This is a genomic window from Kordiimonas pumila (assembly GCF_015240255.1).
Classification (GTDB): domain Bacteria; phylum Pseudomonadota; class Alphaproteobacteria; order Sphingomonadales; family Kordiimonadaceae; genus Kordiimonas; species Kordiimonas pumila.
In genome coordinates this window covers 1,377,257-1,401,104 of record NZ_CP061205.1, presented here as the reverse complement: position 1 = coordinate 1,401,104, position 23,848 = coordinate 1,377,257, and the positions used below count along the sequence as shown (strand labels likewise).

Here is a 23,848-nt window from a genome sequence, read left to right as displayed (position 1 = left end):
TAGGGCATAAACACAGGACGTGGGCTATGGCGAAAAAAGAAACAATTTACCGACACAGGTTACCGGTTCGTATCTGGCACTGGCTGAATGTTGTCGCGTTTATAGTACTACTCATGAGCGGTTTGCAGATCTTTAATTACCACCCGGCCCTCTACTGGGGCGAAAGCGGCCATCACGGCATGGACAGCTTTATCGCTATCACGGCACCTGCTAAAGATGCTGTATCTGACCGTAGCACCCTTACCATTGGTTCTATGGAATTTGACGTAACCGGTATTCTTGGCATAACGCGTGAAGAAAATGGCCGGATGCGCAGCTATGCTTTCCCACCTTTGGTAACCCTGCCGTCCAACCGCAGCTTGGCGCTGGGGCGCGATTGGCACTTTCTGGCAGCATGGCTTTTTGCCATCAATATTGTTGTGTATTTGCTATACGGCCTGATCAGCCGCCATTTCTGGCGGAATTTCACACCTTCCCGTGCACAGCTTAAACTACGCCATATAGCTGCTGACCTATGGTTGCACCTGCGCTTTAAGCGCCACCACGGCGAAGCGGCAAAAAACTATAACCTTCTGCAAAAGCTGGCCTATATCACTGTTGTTTTTATCTTATTACCCGTCATGATTTTAACAGGGCTTACCATGTCGAATGCGGTAACCGCTGTGTTCCCTGAGCTTTTTACCCTGTTTGGCGGCCGGCAATCTGCCCGCACAATTCACTTTATCGCGGCAAGCGGCCTCGTTGCTTTTGTTATCATTCACTTTATCCAGCTTTTTGTTGCAGGCTTTATCAATGAAATGCGCAGCATGATAACCGGCTGGTTCACTGTGCCGGAGGAAAAGAAAAAATGAGCAAACCTCTTATTACCCGCCGTAAATTGCTTTCATACGGCACAGCCTTGCCGCTTGTGCCTACCGGGCTTTTCCTAAGCGGCTGCCAGCAACAGCCGGACACCCCAACCTTTAGGGAATTGCTTGATTTTGGCCGCAGCCTGACCATGAAATCGCAGCGCCTAATGCTGGCACACAAGCCACTTGTGCGCGAACTGCCTGCCAGTGAAATATCGGCGACCTTCCCCTCAAACGGCACCCATAAACCAGCGGGCGACACATACCAGCGCTGGCTTGATAATAGCTTTACAAATTGGCGGCTTGCCGTAGACGGCATGGTTGAACGGCCCTTGTCGCTAAAGCTGGATGATATTAAAAGCATGCCAGCACGCAGCCAGATTACCCAGCATAACTGCGATGAAGGCTGGTCCGCCGTGGGTCAGTGGAAAGGCGTGCCACTTGCCACTATTCTCATGATGGCAGGGCTAAAGCCTGATACGCGCTTCATTATTTTTCACTGTTCTGACGGCGACGGCAAAAACTATTATTATGAAAGCATCGATTTGTTTGATGCTTTTCACCCCCAAACAATTCTGGCGTACGAAATGAACGGCGAGCCACTGCCGGTACAGCACGGCGCGCCCATCAGGTTACGGGTTGAGCTACAAATCGGCTATAAAAACGCAAAATATATCGAGCGTATTGAGGCAGCCAACACCCTGCGCCATGTTGGCAAGGGTGGCGGCGGTTACTGGGAAGACAAGGGTTTTCAGTGGTACGCAGGCTTATAACCGGCCTTATTCAATCGGTGCATCAGGGGAATATATAACATATATTTTGGTATAACCTTTAGTTTCCCAAACGCCTTTCCATTCCTTGCCTATGGTCACGGCATCACCCGCTTTTATCTCGGTAACGGTGCCGTCATCCGATGTAAGGGTAACGCCGCCTTCCAGAAAATACATAAATTCGTCCACACCGTATGGGTCAAGCGCCATCCGCACTGGGCCTGATTTATACATGCCGCTATCAAACTTCTTGTCGCTTGAAAGGAATGTTTCCACATCCTGTGTTTCGTAGGGGCCAAGCTCACTTTCATACTGGTGGATAACCAAACGGGGGTCTTTGAAGATAGCGCCCGCAATTTCATCCTTGGAAAGTTTTTCAGGATGCTGCATTTCTTCTGCTGCTACAGGAGTTTGAAAAAGCACAAAACCCGCAACCATTAGTCCTGATAAAATCGCTTTCATAACACAGCTCCTATTTCTCTTTTTCGCGGTTAAAATCATCCTCAAGTCTTACAATATCATCTTCACCCAAATAACTGCCTGATTGAACCTCAATTAGCCTGAGCGGTATTTTACCGGGGTTTGCAAGCCGGTGCACAGCGCCAAGCGGCAAATAAATTGACTGATTTTCGCTCAGCAAGTGGGTTTCAGCGTCGCGTGTTATCACAGCAGAGCCTTCCACAATAATCCAGTGCTCAGCCCGGTGATGGTGCTTTTGCAGGCTTAAGCGCTTGCCGGGGTACACTTCAATTTCTTTCACCTGATAGCGGCTGCCAACGGCCAGTGTGCGGTAGTTGCCCCACGGGCGGTAAACAGTGCTATGAAAATCCACTTCTGGCCGTCCACTAGCCTTCAGGCTATCTACCAGCCTTTTAACGTCCTGATCACGATCCTTAGGGGCCACCATTACAGCGTCGTCTGTTGCCACCACGATAAGATCATCCACCCCAATGGTAGACACAAGCTTCTCGCCCGCATGAATAAAACAGTTATGGCTATCAAGCGCCAGCACGTCACCCACTAGCACATTACCGTTCTGGTCTGGTGTTTGCACATCAGCGAGTGCTGAAAAACTACCCACATCAGACCAGCCGAACTCTGCCGGTACAACTGCCGCACGGCTGGTTTTTTCCATAATGGCATAATCGATGCTGTCGGCAGGTACAGCGCTAAATTCTTTTTCACCCATACGTAAAAAGTTAAGGTCCGGCACTGCGCTTTTCAGAGCTTTTTCAGCAGCTTTCAGCATGGCTGGCTGATGCTCTTTAAATTCCGCTAAAATAGTGCTGGCCGCAAACATAAACATGCCGCTATTCCAGCTATAGGTGCCTGCTTCCAGATACTTGGCAGCCGTTTCAGCGTTTGGCTTTTCCTGAAAAGCGCTTATGATACGCGCACCCTTCGCGCCCTCAATTTCAGAGCCAGCATTAATATAGCCATAGCCAGTTTCCGGGCGTGTTGGTGTCATGCCAAAACATACCAAATAGCCTTTCTTGGCGGCACATGCTGCTGTATTAACAGCTTTATGAAAGCCCGGCATATCCAAAATAACATGGTCTGACGGCAGGAACAGCAGCAAGGCGTCTGGGTCAACCTTCGCGATCTTAAGGGCCGCCACAGCCACAGCGGGCGCGGTATTACGCCCTACCGGCTCCAACAGGACTGATTGCAGGCTCACATCCACTTTTGCAGCCTGCTCATTAATGATAAAACGGTGATGCTCGTTAGCAACCACCAGCGGTGCGCCAAACCCGTATGTTTCACCCACACGTTCCAGCGTTAAAGTAAACAGGCTTTTTGTCCCCAGCATTGGCAGGAACTGTTTTGGGTACTTTGACCGCGACATGGGCCACAGCCGTGATCCCGAACCACCAGACAGAATGACAGGATAGATCGTTTTCTTCATAAGTTCCTCAGCTTGCTACCTTTTGGTATTCTGATGAAGATAGGGTTAGATTATCGATACGGTCAATGAAGCTTTTTAACAGTTTCAACAAATTCAGCAGCTTCTACCTCTGACACCCATAAAGGCAGCGTACCCATATGTGTTGTTTGCACCGAAATTTTCACTCCAAGATTATAGGCCACAATCAAGCGTATCAAAAGGTCCGACCCTTCAGCAACCTCTACTGTGTCAGAGCCAGATTTTTGCATTTCCACTGCCAGTCGCTGTGCTTCATAGGCAATCTTTCGGCTAAGGAGAACGTCTGAACCCTTTACTGCAGCAAATAAGGATACATACTTATACGTGCCGCTCCCTGCATGGCCCACCAAGGCCTTAACGCCTTTCACTTTAAACCCATGCGCCACAAGCTGCCGCACATCTCGTATATAGGTCATGGCGCGCTGAGTAGATGGTTTTTGCCACAAAAATGCCAAGCGTGCCAAAATACGCAGCGCACGCTCAGGCGCGCCGTCGTCTTCCGCTTTTTCGTAGGCAGAAAGCAGTAACAGTTCATCGCGGCATCGCAAAATTTCGGCAACAGCAACATCTTCCACATCAACACTGTGGTGCTTAAGCTGAAAACTGCTGGTAATGCCAACAGGTGCCCCATTTGATGTACGCGCAATTGAAAACAGCGCCAACGGACCACCTTTGCGCCCAGAAAGCCATATGCGCTGCAATCCCGCATTATTCACAGGGTCAGCAAACAAAAGCTGTGTCTGCTCTGCCTGTTTTATTTCCCTGCCCCATATGGTGAAATACCGAATGCGAACCTCTACAGCGCCGCGCACACCGCCCCGCTGTGTGGTTAGGGCTTCAATGTCTAAACAGCGCAAACGGGCACGCCCCAGCAGGAAAAACCGTTTCAAGGGTCGCCGTGCCAATAGTATTTTTTGCGGATGCAACATGCCAAAAACGCCGAAACGCGAAGCTAGAAAATCACTTCCTGTTAGCTTTCTGTAATCAGCCAAGGCGCTCACAGTCTGCTCCGCAACGCTTCAAAAAACCGGTTTGAAACCAGCGCTGGCTGGCGACTCTCTGCCCATGCTTTAATAGTGTTGCAGGCTTCAGGGTCTTTTGCCGTTGCCGCCGCTTTAAGAGATCCTTGCACCACCCCTTTCATGCCCGGGCCGGTATCAAAGAACGCAATATGGTCTTCAATCCCTTCAAACACAGCTTTAAAATCTCTTGATGTAACAATGGGCTTACCAAAGCTGGCGGCGGTCATCAGAACACCGGAATTAAGGCCGTTTATATAAGGGCACATAACCACATCTGCGGCCTGAAAATATAATTGTACATTCTGGTCATCCACAAAAGACCTTACTGACAAAACATCAGGCCTACCTGCCGTTAAACCCAGTATTTCCTCGGTAAACTCTGGCGTACTAGAGCGACCTACAAGCAAAATGCGAGCGTCGCCGTCAAACGCTGCCTGTAGCGAATCAAGCCGGGCTAAAAACTCGCGCGCGCCTTTTTGTGGGAGCATTTTTCCAAAAAGCAAAAATACTGTTTCATTTTCACCAAGGCCTAGCTGAAACCTAGCTGTACTGCGTGACATGTAATTGCTGTACACCCCGGTATAGGAAGGATGGGGCACGATAAAGGTTTTATCCGCAGGTACACTATAGTGCGGCGCACACAGGGATGCACTTTCCGGGTTCATGATATGCAAAAAGTCAGCCCGCGCCGCAATAAGCGACCTAAGGCTATATTCTTCCTCCTCAAACACACTTTCATGCGATACCCGGTTATGAATGGTCCACAATAGTTTGTGGCCGCTTGACTGGATATTGTCTAACAGGTTTAAAAACTGCCAGCTTGCAGCTTTGGCCGCTGCCGCAGTTTCAACCGTGTCAAATATTCTGTGTACCCAGTGTAAATGTAGAATAAGCTTTACGCCGTCAGGAGCAAGTGCCACATCGTCAAGCCTGCCCACAGGGAAACAGGCAAAACCATTTTGAAATGCCGACGCATACAGCATATGTTGAAATGGGTTTCTTTTATCCTCAGGATAAAAGGCAAGCAAATAGCCTTTTTCCCGTCCCTCCAGATTATACCCTTCAGCGGCTAGCGCCAAGGCACCGTCCATGCAGGTTTCCGTAAAAGACCGAACCGACCCATATTTTTCAAGTTGATTTAGCATAAACTGTCTATACTGTCCCCAAAGCTACTCAATGATTAAAATCTAAATCGTTCTTTTAATTTAAACATCATTTTAATATAAAGGCGACTGTATTAAATCCAGTCATACTTCAGGTCATTTAATGTTAATTGAAGAACTTGCCCTTCCGGGTGTATATTTGTTTACCCCAAAACGTCACGGTGATGATCGTGGTTTTTTCTCTGAAACATTTAGCAAAGTACAATTTGCCGAGGCTGTGCCCGGTGTTGAGCTGATTCAGGACAACCATTCTTTTTCAAAAGATATGGGCGTAATTCGCGGGTTGCACTTTCAATTGCCACCACACGCACAGGGCAAACTGGTGCGGGTACCAAATGGGCGTGTGCTGGATGTGGTGGTTGATCTGCGTGTTGGCTCCCCCACCTACGGCCAGCACCTGTCGGTTGAACTATCTGGCGAAAACTGGAAACAACTTTGGGTACCAGCAGGCTTTGCCCACGGTTTTTGCACGCTCGAGGCCAATACCGAGTTTTGCTATAAAGTAAGCGCCTATTACGCCCCGGAAAGTGATAGTGGCATTATATACAATGACCCTGACCTAGCGATCGACTGGCCCGTGGGTGAAGACAAAGCTATTTTGTCTGCAAAAGACCAAAAACTACAAAAATTTCGTGATTTTACATCACCTTACATTTTTAATGAATAGATAGAGAAAGCACCGGGCATGAAAATACTTGTTACAGGAGGGGCTGGATTTATCGGTTCTGCTGTCTGCCGTTATCTGGTGCAGGAACTCGGGCACAGTGTTGTGAATGTTGACAAGCTTACATACGCTGGCAACCTTGCAAGCCTTAAGGAAATTGAAAACAGCCCACTTTACCATTTTGAACAGGTGGATATCTGCGACAGACCTGCGCTTGACAGTGTATTTACCGCACACAAGCCCGACGGTGTGATGCACCTAGCGGCGGAAAGCCATGTTGACCGCTCGATCACTGGTGCCGCAGACTTTATTAACACCAATATTATTGGCACCTTTAACATGCTGGAAGCTGCACGCAGCTATTGGGGCACACTCAGCGAAGCAGCCAAAGCAGCTTTCCGTTTCCTGCACGTTTCAACCGATGAGGTTTATGGCAGTTTAGGGGCTGAAGGCCTGTTTCAGGAAACAACCCCTTATGACCCAAGTTCGCCTTATTCGGCCTCTAAAGCATCAGCTGATCATTTGGCAAATGCATGGTATCATACATATGGTTTCCCGGCGGTTATCAGCAATTGCTCGAACAATTACGGGCCGTACCACCTGCCTGAAAAACTCATTCCACTGGTTATACTGAATGCCCTCGACGGCCAGCCCCTGCCTATCTACGGTGACGGCACCAATATTCGAGACTGGCTGTTTGTTGATGACCACGCCGCCGCGCTCTTTACTGTGCTAACAAAAGGCAGGTTAGGCGAAAAATATAATGTAGGCGGCAGGAACGAGCGCACAAACCTTGAGGTTGTTACCCGCATCTGTGAAACGCTTGACAGGCTGCGCCCTAAAAATGCCCCTTATGCAGACCAGATTACCTTTGTAACAGACAGGCCCGGCCATGATGCCCGCTATGCGATTGATGCCAGCAAACTAGAGACAGAGCTGGGCTGGAAAGCACGGGAAACCTTTGAAACCGGCATTGAAAAGACTATTGTATGGTATCTGGAAAATGAATGGTGGTGGGCACCACTGCGCACCCATGCGGCGGAACGCAAGGGCGTCTTGAAAGGCAAATAATATCATGCGCATTTTTATTGCTGGCGGCTCTGGGCAGGTTGCCCTTTCCCTACAGGAAGCTGCAAAGGCAAAAGGACTGGACTATATAGCAGCAGGAAGGCCTGATTTTGATCTGGCCAACCTTGCAAACCTTGAAAGCTATATAGCAGACCATAAGCCCACTGCAATCATCAATGCCGCCGCCTATACCGCGGTTGATGCCGCCGAAGACGATGCCACCACCGCGCTTGCCATCAATGCAGACGGCGCAGGCAAGTTGGCGCGCATTGCTCACAAAATGCAGGTACCTTTTGTCCATATTTCAACCGACTATGTTTTTGGCGGCCTGAAAAAAACACCTTACACAGAAAAAGATCCGGTGCGACCAACCGGTGTTTACGGCCACAGCAAACTTGCTGGCGAAATCGCTGTTAAGGCCGAAAATACCAAAGCGGTTATTCTGCGTACAGCATGGGTCTATAGCCCTTTCGGGAAAAACTTTCTAAAAACCATGCTGAACCTTGCCAAAACCAAAGACACACTCGGTGTGGTAAGCGACCAGCTAGGCAACCCAACCTATGCAGCGGACATTGCGGCCGCATGCCTGCATGTACTGGATGTATTAACCAGTGGAGAGCCAGATAAAAAACACGCAGGGGTTTTCCATCTGGCAGGCACAGGCAGTACAAGCTGGCACGGTTTTGCTGCTGAAATTTTCAAGGAAGCCGCTAAATACGGTCATCCTGTACCCACGCTGAACCCGCTTACAACGGCTGAATACCCTACAAAAGCAAAACGCCCCGCGAACAGCAGGCTAAACTGTGATAAATTTGAAAAAACATATGGCTTTACCATGCCCAGCTGGCAAGACAGCACGGCACACTGTATCAAACGGCTTTTCGAAGAAGGCCTACTCGGCTAAGCTTTAAAAACATTTACACAAACAGGCTTTATAGCCTGTGATCCAAGGGGGATTTCATGAAAGGTATTATTCTGGCTGGCGGTTTAGGGACACGACTGCACCCGATCACCAAATCAATCAGCAAACAGTTATTGCCTGTTTATGACAAGCCGATGATTTATTACCCGCTGACCACCCTTATGCTTGCGGGCATTCGGGAAGTGCTGATTATCAGCACACCGCACCACCTGCCCCTATACCGTGATTTGCTGGGTGATGGCAGCCAGTGGGGCATTGAGATACAATATGCCGAGCAGCCAAACCCTGAAGGACTAGCGCAGGCGTTTCTGATCGGCGAAAAATTTGTAAATGGCCAACCCTCTGCACTCGCGCTCGGTGATAATATTTTTTATGCAGCAGGCTTCACGCAGTATCTGAAAAAAGCTGGTAGTGTGGAAAAGGGCGCTTATGTCTTTGCCTACCCTGTTGGCAACCCCGAAGATTTTGGTGTGGTTGAAATGGGGCCTGATGGTCGCGCGCTTTCGATTGAGGAAAAGCCCAAAGCCCCAAAAAGCAACCTTGCTGTAACCGGCCTATATTTTTACGATAAAGACGTGGTTGATATTGCTAAATCGATTAAGCCATCCGCGCGCGGTGAGCTGGAAATAACCACGGTCAATGAAGTTTATATGAACCGGGGCGACCTGAACGTCATCAAACTGCTACGCGGTACAGCATGGCTTGACACAGGCACTGTTGACAGTCTCTTGCAGGCAAGCCACTTTGTGCAAACAATTGAAGCGCGCCAAAGCCTGAAAATCGCCTGCCCCGAGGAAGTGGCATGGCGTGGTGGTTTTATAGACGATGCCAAGCTCGCAGAAATGGCGGGCGAATATAAAAACAGCTACGGCACATACCTTAAGCATATCCTTAAATATGGCCCTTCCGGTTATTAACTATGTGGGCATGGTTCAAAAAACAGCCTAAACGCATTACAGAAGCAGACATTCGGTTTCTGTTTTTGCTGTGCTTGGGGCACGAACCGGAAGACACCACAGAAATTACCAAGCGCCTTGACCTTAGTATATTTGGCGCTGCCAAGTCGCTCATCGCATCGCGGGCTTTTTACCGCGATATTCTGATGCCGCTTAGCCTTGGGCGCAAGCCATTACAGCAGAGCTATAGCACGTACCAGCAAAGCCTAATTCAGGGTGGTTTACAACAACACTTCAGCCACACTGTTACTAGTGGCCCACTGCTACAAAACCATTTTTCGGCACTGGTTTGTGCCATGCAGGCCCCCCGGTTTTTAAGGGTTCTGGATGCGGCCTTACCCCACCTTGAAACGGCATGGCTAAAAGCACGGCTACAAGAATGCATCCAAAGCTCCAACCATACTTTAACAGGCCGACTAGAACAGCTTGAAGGGACACACCTGTCAGGTTACGCCGTTGATACAGAAATGCCTGACCGGCCCATTATGCTGGATATATTTGTAAATGACACCTACGCAGGCAGCAGCCAAACAGGCTCGCTTCGCCGTGATGTTCAGGAAATATACGGCGGCCAAGGCCGTTATGGCTTTACCCATGACCTGCACCTGCCCCAACACCAGCAGGAAATGGATAGCCTTGTCATTACCATATACGACCATGAAAGCGGCAACCCCATTTGCAGGCCGCGTGAATATGCGCCCGTCAGCGCAAAAAATGCACACTATGTGCAGTCACTTGTGCTTGAGCTTGCTGAAACACGCAAACAGCTTGAAATCACGGCGGCTCCGGCGGCAGATGCACTCTTTGAAACGTTGACAAAAATTGAAGGGGCACTACCAAACCTTCAGCAATATGCCGCTTTTCCGGTAACCGAATATGCAGGCTTTAAAGCGCTGTACAAAACAGCACGTGCGCCCAGTTTACCTAAAAAAGCACCTACTATTGTATCGGTCAACAGCCCAACCGCTGCCGTAACCGCAACAGAAGACCTGATCATCATCTATGATAGCAAAACCGAGCTGCATGATGATATAGCTGCATGGATTCAAGCTGCGGCACTTGCAAACCCGGAAGCCGCACTGTTTTTTGCAGACCATGACAGCATAAAACCGTGCGACACCCACCATAGCCCTGTTTTCAAAAGCGCCTTTGATATCGACATGCTCTTGCAGCGACCAGGTTATGCCTGCGCTTTTGCAGTGCGCCGCACCGCCCTGACAGAGCTGGGCGGACTGGTACAAAATATGAAAACCGCCATATGGTATGACCTGTGGCTCAGGCTCTATGCAGCAAAAGGCAAAAACGCTTTCCATCATATCCCGCATGTTTTGTGGCATTACAAGGAACGCCCCTCCGTATCGGCCGGTAGCGCAGAGGCCGCACTCAATGCCTTTCTGAAGCTGAAAGCCCCAAAGGCCATAGCAGTGCCCCATAGCGACTATTACGGCGGCAACCTCGCCGACACTTATACAGTAAACTGGCCGCTTGACGATACGATGCCAAAGCTCGCCATTATTATCCCAACCAAAGATGCCTTGCCGCTGCTACGCACCTGTATTGACAGTATTCGCCGCACCCTAGAATACCCATACCAGACAGAAATTATTATCATGGATAATGGTAGCCAAGAGGCCGAAACCAAACAGTGGCTGCGGGAAGCCGATAATATGGATGGCATTCGGGTTCTGGTGCACGATGCACCGTTTAATTGGGCCGAAATCAATAACCGTGCCGTTACTGAAACAGATGCAGACTATCTCCTGTTTCTAAATAACGACACAGTCGCGATGGACAAAGGCTGGGATCATACCTTGCGCGCACAGCTAAACCGGCCTGAAATTGGCCTTGTTGGTGCGCGCCTGTTATTTGAAGATGGCACCTTGCAATATGCAGGCTATGTGCTGCATCCCACGGCTATTGTTCTAAAAGAAGCTTATAACCAGCCACCCGGTGCAGGTGGTTACGGCAACAGAAGCAAACTTTGCCATAACACTTCCGCTATTATCGGGGCTTTTATGGGCTGTCGCCGAAGTGTTTATAATGATGCTGGCGGCTTTGATGCAGCAGGCCTTGCTGTTGCCTTTAATGATGTGGATTTTAGCCTGGCCGTTAAACATAAGGGCTTTGTAAACCTTTACTGCCCGCACATCACATTTCAACATCACGAATCTAAAAGCCGTGGCTATGATGCACAAAGCACAGAAAAAACCAAACGTGTTGATATTGAGAGAAAAGTAATGCAAGAAAAATGGAGTCATATTTTAGTAATGGATGATTGCTACTCTCCGGCCTTTCTTGCTCAAGAACCAACACATATGTTTCTTGCAGTGCCGAATAAAGACTGTATAACCGCTGGTTAGCACGGGGGCGGATTTAAAGGTCATTATAGTTTTATCTGTGGGTGTAAAACTATAATTAACGTTGGTGCATCTGTTTATGAAAAAAATTTTATCAGCTGCTTTACGTCTTTTTCATAAAAAAGATCACCTCTCCCCAAGAGTTGTTAGAGAATATCTACTAACATCAGGGCTTTTTCAATTCGAATGGTATGCGACCCGCTACCCGGAAGCGGCCAAAGCCGGTAACTCACCGCTTGAGCATTATTTAACGATCGGCGAAAAAGCAGGCTATCACCCCAGCCCTTATTTTGACCCAGTGTGGTATAGGGGTCATGCAAAAGGCACCAAAAAATATAAAGGTCCGGCCTTACTCCATTATGCCTTGATAGGCTGGAAAAATGGCAAAGACCCCTCCAGTGTTTTTTCTACCACCTTATATTTGCAAGAATACCCCGAAGTTTTGAAAGCGGATATATGCCCCCTGCAGCACTATCTTCAGGAAGGTGTCTATACCGGAAAAGTTGCTTTTCCGCGCCAGCTTCAAAAAAGCAGTGATGGGGCAAAACTATTAAAAGACATGCGTCTCATTGCAGAAAGTGATCTGTTTAACCCAGAATGGTATAAAAAATACTATGCCGACTTCTGGGACAGGGAAAATTATATAAACCCACTCTACCATTTTGTAACAAGGGGCCACGCCCAGAACAGAAAACCAAACCCTGTATTTGAAACAGCATGGTACAGGCAAACCTACGCAAAGCAGGTTGGCAAAGAAAATCCGTTTGTCCACTATCTGAAAAGCGGCGAACAGCAAGGCTTCATGCCTGCGCCAACCTTTTGCCCACGCGCCTATTTCAAGCGGCACAAAAACCTGTCACCGGGCGAAACAAGCGCACTGAAGCACTATATTCAAAATGGTTTTGGGATTGGTGAACCCATGCCCAAGCCTGTTGTCAAAAAAACCAGAACCAATGGTTCGGCAAAGCTACCCATTGATCCGGGTCTAAGAGGCTTGATTGACTATACAAAAAGCGAACTGGCCCCCCAGAAACTGACATTTGACAGCACTTCCCTGAAAATTCACTGGGTTATCCCTGATTTTGCAGCAGGTGGCGGCGGCCACATGACCATTTTCCGTATGACAGAATACCTAGAGCGCATGGGGCACAGGCAAACAATTTGGCTGTACAACCCCACCATGCACACAAGCGAAACAGACGCGCACGATGATATTCTCAAGCATTTTCAAAATTTCAACGGTAGGGTTAAATTTCTCGACAAGCGCTTTGAAAAAGCGAAGGGTGATATCATAATCGCTACTGACTGCTGGACTGTGTGGCCGGTTTTATCTGCATCCAATTTTAAACGCAGGTTTTATTTTGTTCAAGACTATGAGCCCGCATTCCACCCTATGGGGTCTGCTTTTCTTACGGCTGAACAAACCTATAGAGAAGATCTGGACTGTATTTGCGCAAGCCCGTGGCTGCAAAAGATCATGACAGAAAAATATGGGCGCTGGGCAAAAGCCTTTTGGCTGGCGGCGGATACCAAACTATACTTCCCTGTACCAAAGAAAAAAGAAAACAAACGTCCCCGTATTGCTTTTTATGCCCGCTATTTTACAGCCCGGCGGGCAGTTGAGCTTGGCATGCTTGCCCTTGAAGAACTTGCAAAAACCGGTGCTGATTTTGAAGTACATTTTTTTGGGGCACCGCTGAATTTCACCACAGCTTCTTTCCCTTTTGTAGATCACGGTGTGGCAGCGCCCGAAAAACTCGCAACCATTTTCCAAAAAGCCGATATTGGTGTTGTTTTTTCAGCTACCAATTATTCACTGGTACCACAGGAAATGATGGCTTGTGGCTTGCCTATTGTCGAGCTTGACGGTGAAAGCACACGAGCCATTTTCCCAGATACCGTCGTAACCTTTGCGGCACCACACCCAAAAGCGATCGCGGAAGCAATCCTGTCGCTATTGCAAAATGATAGCAAACGCCGAAAACAGTCTAAAGCAGCGCTTGAATGGGTACGCAGCTTTAGCTGGGATCAATCTGCCAAACTTATTGAAACTGCCTTTCAGCAACGGCTAGAAAGCTTGTTTGAAAACAAAAAAAGAACCCTTAAAAAACCAGCAATACTTTCTAGCACTGGCATAAAAGCTTCTGTGGTTATACCTACACTGAACGCTGGTACCGTGTTTGAAAAAGTGCTTGAAGCCGTTATGGACCAGCAAACAGACTGGCCCTTTGAGGTTTTGGTTATAGATAGCGGCTCGACGGATAGCACGCTTGAAATAGTTGCAAAATACCCAGCTGTGAAGCTGCACCAAATCGCTAAAGAGGATTTCAACCACGGCGGAACACGCAATTTGGGGGTAGAGCTTACAACCGGTGACTTTATAGCTTTTCTAACCCACGATGCCCTGCCCGCCAATAACCGCTGGCTCCATAATTTAGTCACCGCTATTGAACGGTTTCCAAATGCGGCAGGCGCGTTTGGCAAACATCTGGCATGGCCTGAAGCATCACCCTTTACCAAACGTGACTTAAACGCCCATTTCGACAACATGGCAAAAGCACCACTATACCTGGACCGCAACAGCGACAAACTGCGGTATGAAAATGCCGATCCAGTGTGGTTACAGCGCTTGCATTTTTACAGCGATAACAACAGTTGTATGCGCCGTAGTGTGTGGAAAGAGATTCCTTACCGCGCTATCAAGTTTGGCGAAGATCAGGTATGGGCAGATGACATCATAAAAGCCGGCTACGGTAAAGTATATGCCATTCAGGCTGTTGTTTACCACAGCCATGACTATGACGAGAATGAGACCTATGAACGCAGCAAAATAGAAGCTGCTTTTTTCAGCCACTTCTTTGGGTACACGCTCATTAAAAATGAAGAGCAACTGCAAAAAACCATTGAAAGCAGTAACCAGCACGATGAAAACTGGGGTAAAGAAAACAAGGTTAGCCAAGCTGATATTACCATCCGGAAATCTTTAAATGCCAGCCGCCTTAAAGGTAGCTTTGATGGCTATCATACTGATACGGATAGTATGTTCTAAGTCAGGTTATTTACAGTGATTCAATTCTTTATTGATCACTTTTCGTATGCAATCTTCATCAAAACTTTCCCCTAGAAAGTCAAAAAGGCCCGCAAACGCGCCCGCGTTACCTTTAAAATGCTCGTATTTCATCAGGTATGACCGCTCAGGATATTTTGCTGCATAAGCCGCATACAGGCTATCGCAGGATTCGACCATGCTGCGCACCTTTTCTGGGCTCATGGTTCTCCACCAGCTTGACCGGGCCACGTCCTGCCAGTTGCGGGTATTAAAAATAAACTTTGTACCCGGGAAAAAATGGTTCATGAAATTCAGGAAGTTTTCAAACTCACCGTCACCAACCTGATGAAAACGAATTTCCTTAAAGCCAACAACACGGGCATTCTCGGTTGGTTGCAAAATCTCTTCTACAAACAGGGCACACAGGCGCTCTGCATAGCGTACAGGGTCAATCATATTAGCGCCGTACCACGGCTTTTCTGGTGTTGGATTAGTTTTGCCGTGCTCGTGTCGCGCTACAAAAGCAAGCTTATATGCCTCAAAAATCGGCTGCAAAAGCTGGTTATTTTCACCCCTAATATGATAACCATCAATTGACTGAAGCACTGTTTGCAAAACAGTAGAACCAGACCTGCCGTAGGTCACAACAAAAACATACCCACCTGATGGATGCTGCATAAACCGAAACTTTCTTTCCTGTAATTAGCTCGCACCATATCGCCTATGGCTTTAGTCTGTCCATGATGATTTTAAGAATGTGAGGCAACCTTTTTAAGGCAATTGATAAACAGAATTTCTCAGGTAGGATATAGACATAGTCAAACGTGGGGATTTTCCGTGCCGCATAGAGTGTGTATTATATCAGACCCCGCTTGCCCCGCGGCCTCTGACGCCGCGTATGCAGCACTCACACATGAAAAATCTGTACAGCTGATTGACCTGCCCTCAGGCGGTACAGAAGCTACTAATAGCATGGTCGCTGCCAAAGAAATGCTTTCAAGTGATATGGCAGATTACCTTTTGCCTGCCACTATAGAAATGGCCCAAATACTATTGAGCGCTCGCATTTCACCAGCACGCCTGATTACTGCCCACGGTCTAAGTGCAAAAACCAAAGCACCACATAGCCACACCGTTGCCTATACGCAACAAGATGGGCACCTAACCTTTGCCGCAGACACACCGTGGGCCGCAGGAAATGGCCCCTTCATAATAAGCCAAACATCAGCTGCCTACAGGCAAGCTATACGTGCGAACCAGCGTTATCACCCCATTGGCGGCTGGGTGTATGCAGACAGAGCTGTAACCGGCATATCCCCGAGTGCCGCAACCTTGCTACGCCAGTTCGGTGTGAATGTGTGGGCACTCGCTCTCTTTGAAAAAGCGGGCCATCCGGTTTCTGTTATCCAGCAAAATATTGCAGGTACCCTAACCAGCAACGATACCGCACCGCAGTTTCAAGCCCCGGTATCGCACCTGTATCTGGATATGGATGATACACTTTATGTTCACGGCAGGCTTAACCCCCACGTCACCCGCCTTATTGCGGCATGCCAAAGGATATGCCCGATAAGCCTGATCACCCGGCACTTTCAGCAGCCGGAAATCACCTTGGCACAGTACGGCATAGCAACCAGCTTGTTTCATGAAATCTTGTGGATCACGGATGGTAGCCCTAAAAGTAACCACATCAACAAAGGCCCCGATGTTGTCTTTATAGACGATTCCTACAAGGAACGGCTGGATGTCAGGAACAGCTTGGGCATTATAGTTTTACCGCCAGACATTGCTGAAATTTTGCAGCCCATCACGGCATCATAAAAACAACAATGGCTAAATATCTGACAGTAGCCGCGCTTCAACCGTGCCGTCGCTATCTACCACTTTTCTGGCTTTAATAGCGCGTGCAGGGTTACCTGCATAAACAGTCCATTCTGCTGTCGTATTTTTAATAAGTGACAGCGCACCAACACTGCTGCCAGTTGCCAACTGCACACCCGGCAACACCACCGATCCGCTGCCAATAATTGTATGCTTGCCAACAGTTACCGGGCCGGTTGCTACATTTGTATAGCGTTCGGGTACCATAGGGTTTGTAAAAGCCCCGCCAACATAATCATCATTGGTGGTATAAAGCCGCACTGCCTGCGAAATATTGGCAAAGTTACCAAGTGTAATACCGTGCTTGCCAAGCAGAAAACTACCCCCGCCAATATGGATATAATGCCCGATTGTAACGCCCGCATCCCCCGCGACAATAGTGGTGCCGCCATCTATTCTGACATGCGACCCAAGGGAGATATTATGCAAATTGATCAACGTGCAGTTTTTGGCAACCATCACGTTTTTGCCAACGGCCTTAAAGCCCATCTGGCTTAACGCACTGCTATCATAATAGCCCGGATCAAACGGATTTTGCATCTAGCACCATTTCTTTATGTACCGGCTTCCATCATTTCACGAAGCGTAGCACAGGACCATGATTTGGTGCCAGCCGCTTGTATTTTTTCGTGATGCCGATAGGCTGCCTCTACGGCGAGCCCAAAGCTTTCGCAGGTTCCACCGGGTTCTATCATCATGCCCTTGTCATAATCAAAAGCAGCATTTGCCTTACTGATCGCAACACGTGTGGCATCATCCTCGATCAGTTTCAGCACCGCCTGTACATAAGCTTTCACAGACCGCGCTGACAGCCACTCTGGCTGTTTAAGGTGTGACACCATTTCAGAATCGTTCATGGCGTGCATTTCATCACCCACCAAATTGACAATAGGCAACCCAAGGGGGCCTGCATCCAGAATGCCGTTTGTTGCCCCAAAGGGAAAAGAGCTCAGGAAAATATCACACGCGCTCAACGATTTCAGATAGTCGTTATAATTTGTGCGGGGCAGCACCTTGGCATTAAGCATGCTTTCAACGCGGCGCTTAAACGACTGGAACAAAGGCCCTATACCATTAGGGAAGAAAATAAACTCTACCGGCCTTTTCGATTTTTCCTGAATAGCCTGACATACCGCTAAAAAGCGCGGTGTGATCTTGCGTGACCATGCTGGCACTGCAATGCGCACAACAGCAGGCTTTGGCCGTATTTGAACAGGTGGAAACTTGGTGTCTGGCCTCAGTTCATAGCGCTGTGCCGCGTACCAGTGCAGAATTGTATCTGCAATCGTATTTTCGCTGCCGATCAACCCTTCAACAATCATCGAGTAATCAATTTTATCAGAATGGGTGGTTGCAGGATGGCCGTATGTCATAACCTGAATGGGTGCCAACCGCAGGTTAGAGCCCAAAATAGACATACCGCGCATACCAACACTCGGATAGTAAATCACATCAGGCCGGTATGATTTTACTTTGTCAAAATATGGTTTTGGGTTCGCCGTTACAAAGGGCGTACTGTCAATCTTATCAAACATATATTCGATAGCCGGGTCACATGTGCCCCCAAGCGACATGTAAACCAGCTTAAACCTGTCTTTCAAGGCCCGAATGGCAGGGCCGTAACAGCGGTGCATGGCGTGCACACTGTCGTAAAGTTCAGCCATAATAACCAGTGTCGGCTTTCGTTTCACGGCCCTTCGCTCAGTGTCACTGAAATCAACATCTGTAATATCATGCGCTTTAAGCCAGCGCCTGACCATTGCGTTCATTGGCTTCTTTATATCGTGCTTGTTTTGCGCTTCCGCATAGCTGCACCCCATATAGGTGGGGCCCAAATTCTGGATAATATTATCACTGACCGGTATATCATTCCAAAGGGCCGCATTATCAAAAATACGGCTTCGGGCCTTTTCGGCCTGCGGGTGCCACACGACCTGCTCAGATAAAAAAGCCGCCGCAACCGGCCACGACATTTCCGGGCTTTGCCTGAAAAGCAGGTCCATCAGTTGGTCTGTAACCGCATTAACAGAAAGGCCGCAAAATAGTTTTGGGATGGCATGAGCCTGCAGCGTTACAGTGCCATCCGGGTTACTGGTGCCCATGCGCTTTATAAAATGCGCAGTACCGCGAAAACCGCTAACTTCAAACACTTGAGAAATAGCCCGTTTATAGCGCGTAAACAAAAAATAGCTCTGCCGGGTGACACGGTATTCTTTATCACATAACCAGTTGGTAATGGCTGACGCGAGAATTGTGGCTTCCGTTTCTGACTGAGGTGTAAGCCCCCGCAGCGTATCGCCAAAAGCATCTTTACCACCCTCAATACGCAGAAGTAACTTTGAGAAAAGATCATGCGCAAGAGTATAATTTTTCGCCAAAACACTTTGATCAAACTGATCAATCAGTTCTGATAGGGGCTGCTTTTTTTTATCCGCGCTCATACTATACCATCTCTTAATATGGCACAAATCTGCGCCACATCATCTTTTGTTAAAAATCCATGGAACGGCAACCCAAAAAGACCGTGCTGCAAATGGTTCGCCACACCAAGATTTTCGGCATGACCGCCCACTATATCAACACACTGCAGCGCCGGGTGCTGGTGTAACAGGGGCAGATACCAGTGGCGTGTCTGGATCGCATGGCTCGCCAGCTTCTCGGTTAAGTGCCGCGCCTTACCATCGCAGAAAACACATAATACCGCAGGGATAAAAGCATCATGGCCTTGCTGGCGCTGAATCCCATCAGGCAGCATATCGCTGTACCACGCGGCAACCTGCCGGCGCTTTTCAGTAACAGCTTGCCAGCGGCGCAACTGCGCCAAGCCAACAGCTGCGTAATATTCACCAAACTTTGCATTAGTTCCAATTTGCTGGACCACCCCTGCTGTACCTAAAAAGCCAAAGTTCGAAAGCGACTGCGCCCTTTTCACCAGGTCGGCATCTGCCGTTACAACCAGCCCGCCCTCGCCAACACCAAACGGCTTGGTTGCATGCAGGCTAAAAACGGTAATAAGCTCTGGCTCAACATCTTGCACACCAAGGGCTGCTGCCGCATCCAGCACAACAGGAATGCCGGTTTCTTTCTGGAAAGACAGCCATGCTTTTGGGTCAATAGGCCTGCCAAAGGTGGCAACGGGTACCACGACATCAAAAGAGGTATCCTGTAATGCTGCCTTTGCGATTTCAGGCGATAACAGCCAGCTAGCGGCATCTACATCAGATAGCACAGGTGTATACCCAGCATTAAGCACGGAAAGAGCCGTTGCCGGAAAAGTGAGTGCTGGCAAAAGCACCCGCGCATTTTGTGGTAAATTCATTACCTTTAAAACAAGCTCAAGCGCCGTGGTTGCGGAAGAGAATGTACCCACAGCAATATCCGCCGCGTTATTTGGCAACAAAAAGTCTGCCATTTCGCGTTCAAAGCGCCGCGTTAACGGCCCAAAATTTGTGTACCATCTGTTCGCCTGCATTTCCGCAACAAATGGCTCTAATTCAGTGCTATCCGGCAAATCAGGGACAAGGCAGAATATTTTATAATCAGGTGTCAAAATACACTCATTTCAGGCAAAAATTTATCCATAAAAGCTATAGGGCTTTATCTCTACTGATGCAATTAGCCGATTACAACCAGTGATTTAAAGGCCTCTTTATCAATATATATCATCAGGGCACTCTGATATAATTTTACCCGCAGGAAAACCTGCCGCCACCAGATCTATATACAGTTCTGAGCCCAGCGTGATCAATTGGCCAATGGCATGCTCATAAGCTAGGTAACGCGATGTTGAACTCTCTGTTTTTGGACAAACCACAATTATTTTAGTGCCATACTGCCTAAGCTCGCCGGCAACTTCAAGGCACGCTGCATCCCCCACAATATACAGTGTATCCGTTGAACGCAGTAAAACAGAAACAGCCTTAATCTGGTCTACCAGTAGTAACTTCCGTTCAATGGTTGCACCCAGATATGTATAATTATCACCTACCGTTGGGCTAACCGGAAAAGTAATAATATCCGTGATTATCTCTTGCCATGCAGCAGGTAAGGGCAGTTTTCCTTTAGCATCAGGCTGCTGATACTCAATAAAACACGCTATTTCTCGCCCTGCATCATGGCTCGCCTGCATTGTTGCTGTAAGATAACCTATACTCATCTGGTCAAGCTTATCTAGGCTGAAAGCAAAAACATCACGCCCCTGCGTATGCCCTACCGGGTAGGCTTTCAATCCTTCCGCGGCACAGGTTTCATCAACGAGCAGCTTGCGAAGCGCTCTAACATCAGGGCCGGAATATTGCCGGTTATGATGCTTCACCCATGGCTTTTGACCGCACAGGCCATCCGCAAACTCGACAAGCGCGGCCTTCAGGTCGACCGAGGCCTTATCTTCAGTCTGTTGGTTAGCCTGCACAGGAACACCGCCCCACAGCAAAGCCGGTAAGGGAACATACAGGGTGTGTAGCTTATTAAAGGCCTTGGCTCTATCTGTCTTATGGCCGCCAACATAACTCTTTAAGGCGCGCTGCCTAACCAAAAGCGCCTGCAGCATAGAGGCGTCTTTAACCGCTTCTATATCGTTTGGGCCATTTTGAATCTGCACGCGGCAAACATCAGCGGTTTGCGCCTTTAATCCCCAAAAGCATGTACGTAAAAAGACACTAAGGCTTTCCAGACGCTGCGCTTCATTTGGTGTTAAAAGTAACAAAAACTCAGGGAAAAAATGCGCATGTTCTTCATGAAGGCTTGCTTCAAACAACTGCTTAAATTCACCTAGTGATATACTGGTTCCCGGCAAAACGGGGTCACTAGTAAGCCGTATGGCCGTATCGCCCGCTATATATATTGCAAATACCGGTGCTTCCTGCTGCTCTAGCGACAAAATATTACGCGGTGCATAAAGGGCGGCGTGCTTTTTATATAACCGGTTTAAAAGGCCGTCATGCTCGCGCTGCGATGCGGCCAGCATACTTTCGGGCCTTCGCCGATATATAAACCCAGAGTGCTGTGTACGCACCCCTATATAACCAGCCTCCATTGCAGATAGCCAAAAGTCCCAGTCTTCAAGGCCAGACCGCATACTGTCATCAAAAAATATGCCCTGCCGGAAAACATCCCCCCGAACAAGGGATCCAGCCTCAGAAATATTACCGCGCAGATGCTTTAGTTTGCTGTAAACAGGCGCTGTTTCACGGGTTTCAAAACCATTTTCACCCCACGAAAGACCAAAAAAACTAATATCCGGATAAGCCCAGCCAACAGCCGGGTCATCCCCTAAAGACGTGCGAAACTGTTGCAGTGAATAGGGTTCTATTCTGTTATCAGCATCCAGAAAATAGATCGCGTCCAAATCTGGCGCTATATCAAATAAAAACCTGATCCCTGTATTGCGGGCGCCCGGCAGCCGGGTGTTTTCCTGTCTTATATAAAAAAGCCGCTCTGGATAAAGAAGCTGAAGGTCATGCACAACCCGGCCTGTTTCAGGAAACCGGCAACCATCATCAACCACCACCACCAAAACAGGCTGATCACATACCTGTTCGCAAGCGCCCATGATTGCCTCGGCCAAAAAACCTGGGTGGCCATAAGCTGGAATAACAACACCCAGTGCTTTTTTATGAACTTGATTCAATGCTTGTATCCAGCCTTCCGGTTACAAACGGCGTATTCAGTTTGCTTGTCACGTAAAAACCATACCAACGACACCAGCCACAACTGATACTGCCTTCAGCCGGCAGTACAGCAAACACCGCATCCATCGAACTATTTTTATCAGCCGGTATCTCAAGTTCTAATAACCGGCGTTTTTGGGCGCTCAGTGTTACAGACTGCCAAACAGCCCCTGTTTTTCCGCTCGAACCAGCCATCACACCCTTTTTAACCTGTGCTGCAATATCATCTATAAGGCGCGGCTTATCAGCATCCATACTGCTTGGGATTGCGGCTAAAATATAGGTAAAAGCAGGTGCCGCAGGGTGCGCAGTCGCCACATCACAAGCAGCCCAAACGCTGCCAGCAGCTATTGCATCTTTATAGATAACAGCCGTTAGCCCTTCCATCATGGGGTGCAATTGCAAATCACGGCTGGCACCATTCATGGTTACAAGGGCAAACTTATGCTGGTCAGATAGCTTTTCATGAGCAACATGGCCGCGGTAATATTGTAGTGCTTCCCCCGGTTCTGGCAGTTTAAGCGCTTGTACCTGCAAAAGTGGCTGCTCCGTTTTAGGAACAGGCACTTGGCCGTCAAGGCTGGTTAAAGCACCCGGCGGCAGAAGACCCTGTTTTATTCTAAGGGCCAGAGATCTGTTATCCTGATCACCAAACCGCGATGTTTCAGCATCTGCCATGGCAAGTAACAGGCCGTCTGCACTGTGCCACTCAAGCTCCAGCAATGCGTCCCCAATGGACAACAGCCCCAAGCCCGGCAAAAGAAATCCGTTCCAGCCTTCAACCAGATTTGAAACGGGAACAGTTTCTTCCATCAAACGCGCACCATCTGCCGCTCGCTTGATCAAAAGCTGCAAACTACCGGTATCGGTTTTAGGCGGTAACTGTCTCACAAAAAGCGACACGCCCCGCAAACCAAGGCATGCAAGAGGTAATGTTTGCCCGTACCTTGCTGTATCAATGTCACCGCCCGGCCCAACAGTTTCTGTGCCTTGTTTTAAGCTTACACCGTCAAAAAGCTTCTCATACCCAATGCCCGTCATCATGCGCTGGGCGGTATCAAGCTGTTGTTGCAGAATCTCAAGGTTGCGTCTTTGTGCCGTAATGGCCTGATGATACAGCGCAACATTGCTGCGTATCTTAATCAGGTTTTTCAGCAGTACATCATTAATAAACTGCCTGCATTTATAGCGTTTCCAGAAGAAAGGCGCGGGTTTCAGCAAAAGCGTTGCTGGCTTTTCAGAAATATCATGCTGTTCAAAAGTGGCCGTCAGGGTTTCAATCAGCCCATTATATGACGCGCTGTACACCAGTGCCAGCAACCCTGCGGGTGCGCCCCTTAACGGCGTTGTTTCACGGGCTATACGATCCGCTTTTGCAGGCAGTGATATACGCCCGTCCGGCGATAATAGCAGGATAGCAATATCCGGGTGTATTGCATCCTTCACTATCCGGTAACACGCTTTCGCAACCACAATGGAATTCACTGCAGAGTACATTTTTTTTGCGGCTTCACGAGTAAGGACAATCTCTGTCACTCGCACTGTCTCCCCCTAA

At 48.5% G+C, this 23,848-nt stretch carries 19 protein-coding genes; 9 read left to right on the top strand and 10 right to left on the bottom strand.

The annotated features are described in order from the left end of the window. Positions 1-26: 26 nt before the first annotated feature. Together ICL80_RS06010 and ICL80_RS06005 are read left to right on the top strand one after the other, a co-directional pair. The gene (locus ICL80_RS06010; protein ID WP_194215192.1) at positions 27-851 is read left to right on the top strand and encodes a cytochrome b/b6 domain-containing protein; all 825 of its coding nucleotides are present in this window, start codon (positions 27-29) and stop codon (positions 849-851) included. Then, complete coding sequence (locus ICL80_RS06005) at positions 848-1,621, top strand: molybdopterin-dependent oxidoreductase (RefSeq protein WP_194215191.1); 774 nt, start codon at positions 848-850, stop codon at positions 1,619-1,621. The genes ICL80_RS06010 and ICL80_RS06005 overlap by 4 nt, the downstream gene beginning before the upstream one ends. A gap of 6 nt (positions 1,622-1,627) precedes the next feature. Here ICL80_RS06005 and ICL80_RS06000 read toward each other — a convergent pair whose 3' ends face one another. The 4 genes from ICL80_RS06000 to ICL80_RS05985 all read right to left on the bottom strand — a co-directional run bounded on the left by ICL80_RS06000 (position 1,628) and on the right by ICL80_RS05985 (position 5,709). Then, entirely contained in the window at positions 1,628-2,080 is a 453-nt protein-coding gene (locus tag ICL80_RS06000; RefSeq protein WP_228073830.1) for a cupin domain-containing protein, read from the bottom strand. 10 nt (positions 2,081-2,090) lie between these two features. Beyond that, on the bottom strand, positions 2,091-3,524 hold the full coding sequence (locus ICL80_RS05995) for a mannose-1-phosphate guanylyltransferase/mannose-6-phosphate isomerase (protein WP_194215190.1): 1,434 nt from the start codon (positions 3,522-3,524) through the stop codon (positions 2,091-2,093). Between the two features lie 62 nt (positions 3,525-3,586). Then, the gene (locus ICL80_RS05990; RefSeq protein ID WP_194215189.1) at positions 3,587-4,543 is read right to left on the bottom strand and encodes a hypothetical protein; all 957 of its coding nucleotides are present in this window, start codon (positions 4,541-4,543) and stop codon (positions 3,587-3,589) included. Then, positions 4,540-5,709: a glycosyltransferase gene (locus ICL80_RS05985; RefSeq protein ID WP_194215188.1), complete on the bottom strand. Its 1,170-nt coding sequence runs from the start codon at positions 5,707-5,709 to the stop codon at positions 4,540-4,542. Before ICL80_RS05985 ends, ICL80_RS05990 begins: the two co-directional genes overlap by 4 nt. 121 nt (positions 5,710-5,830) lie before the next feature. Between ICL80_RS05985 and rfbC the strand changes: the two genes are divergently transcribed. The 6 genes from rfbC (at position 5,831) to ICL80_RS05955 (ending at position 14,743) form a co-directional block, all read left to right on the top strand. Then, complete coding sequence (rfbC, locus tag ICL80_RS05980) at positions 5,831-6,394, top strand: dTDP-4-dehydrorhamnose 3,5-epimerase (protein ID WP_194215187.1); 564 nt, start codon at positions 5,831-5,833, stop codon at positions 6,392-6,394. A gap of 18 nt (positions 6,395-6,412) precedes the next feature. Further along, a complete protein-coding gene (gene rfbB, locus ICL80_RS05975; protein WP_194215186.1) occupies positions 6,413-7,462 on the top strand; it encodes a dTDP-glucose 4,6-dehydratase in 1,050 nt (349 codons plus the stop codon). Between the two features lie 4 nt (positions 7,463-7,466). Then, positions 7,467-8,363, top strand: a complete 897-nt coding sequence (gene rfbD / locus ICL80_RS05970) for a dTDP-4-dehydrorhamnose reductase (protein WP_194215185.1) — start codon at positions 7,467-7,469, stop codon at positions 8,361-8,363. A 56-nt stretch (positions 8,364-8,419) separates the two neighbouring features. Further along, entirely contained in the window at positions 8,420-9,298 is an 879-nt protein-coding gene (gene rfbA, locus ICL80_RS05965) for a glucose-1-phosphate thymidylyltransferase RfbA (RefSeq protein ID WP_194215184.1), read from the top strand. Positions 9,299-9,300: 2 nt separating this feature from the next. Further along, positions 9,301-11,697, top strand: coding sequence for a glycosyltransferase family 2 protein (locus ICL80_RS05960; protein WP_194215183.1), 2,397 nt, complete (start codon positions 9,301-9,303; stop codon positions 11,695-11,697). Positions 11,698-11,773: 76 nt separating this feature from the next. Further along, entirely contained in the window at positions 11,774-14,743 is a 2,970-nt protein-coding gene (locus tag ICL80_RS05955; RefSeq protein WP_194215182.1) for a rhamnosyltransferase WsaF family glycosyltransferase, read from the top strand. A gap of 6 nt (positions 14,744-14,749) precedes the next feature. On the opposite strand, the gene ICL80_RS05950 is transcribed toward ICL80_RS05955, so the two are convergent. Then, positions 14,750-15,421 carry a sulfotransferase gene (locus tag ICL80_RS05950; protein ID WP_194215181.1) on the bottom strand — a complete coding sequence of 224 codons (672 nt, stop codon included), beginning with the start codon at positions 15,419-15,421 and terminating at the stop codon, positions 14,750-14,752. 159 nt (positions 15,422-15,580) lie between these two features. Here ICL80_RS05950 and ICL80_RS05945 point away from each other — a divergent pair, with 159 nt between their 5' ends. After that, entirely contained in the window at positions 15,581-16,564 is a 984-nt protein-coding gene (locus ICL80_RS05945; protein ID WP_194215180.1) for a hypothetical protein, read from the top strand. A gap of 12 nt (positions 16,565-16,576) precedes the next feature. Here the strand turns inward: ICL80_RS05945 and ICL80_RS05940 are convergent, their stop codons facing one another. From ICL80_RS05940 to ICL80_RS05920, 5 genes are all read right to left on the bottom strand, one after another. After that, positions 16,577-17,164: an acyltransferase gene (locus tag ICL80_RS05940; RefSeq protein WP_194215179.1), complete on the bottom strand. Its 588-nt coding sequence runs from the start codon at positions 17,162-17,164 to the stop codon at positions 16,577-16,579. A 14-nt stretch (positions 17,165-17,178) separates the two neighbouring features. Beyond that, complete coding sequence (locus tag ICL80_RS05935; protein ID WP_194215178.1) at positions 17,179-19,065, bottom strand: hypothetical protein; 1,887 nt, start codon at positions 19,063-19,065, stop codon at positions 17,179-17,181. After that, positions 19,062-20,174 (bottom strand): DegT/DnrJ/EryC1/StrS family aminotransferase, encoded by a 1,113-nt coding sequence (locus ICL80_RS05930; RefSeq protein WP_194215177.1) that lies wholly within the window; start codon positions 20,172-20,174, stop codon positions 19,062-19,064. The genes ICL80_RS05935 and ICL80_RS05930 overlap by 4 nt, the downstream gene beginning before the upstream one ends. 102 nt (positions 20,175-20,276) lie before the next feature. Then, the gene (locus ICL80_RS05925; protein ID WP_194215176.1) at positions 20,277-22,253 is read right to left on the bottom strand and encodes a glycosyltransferase family A protein; all 1,977 of its coding nucleotides are present in this window, start codon (positions 22,251-22,253) and stop codon (positions 20,277-20,279) included. Then, on the bottom strand, positions 22,237-23,829 hold the full coding sequence (locus ICL80_RS05920) for a DUF6212 domain-containing protein (protein ID WP_194215175.1): 1,593 nt from the start codon (positions 23,827-23,829) through the stop codon (positions 22,237-22,239). Before ICL80_RS05920 ends, ICL80_RS05925 begins: the two co-directional genes overlap by 17 nt. Between the last annotated feature and the right edge of the window lie 19 nt (positions 23,830-23,848).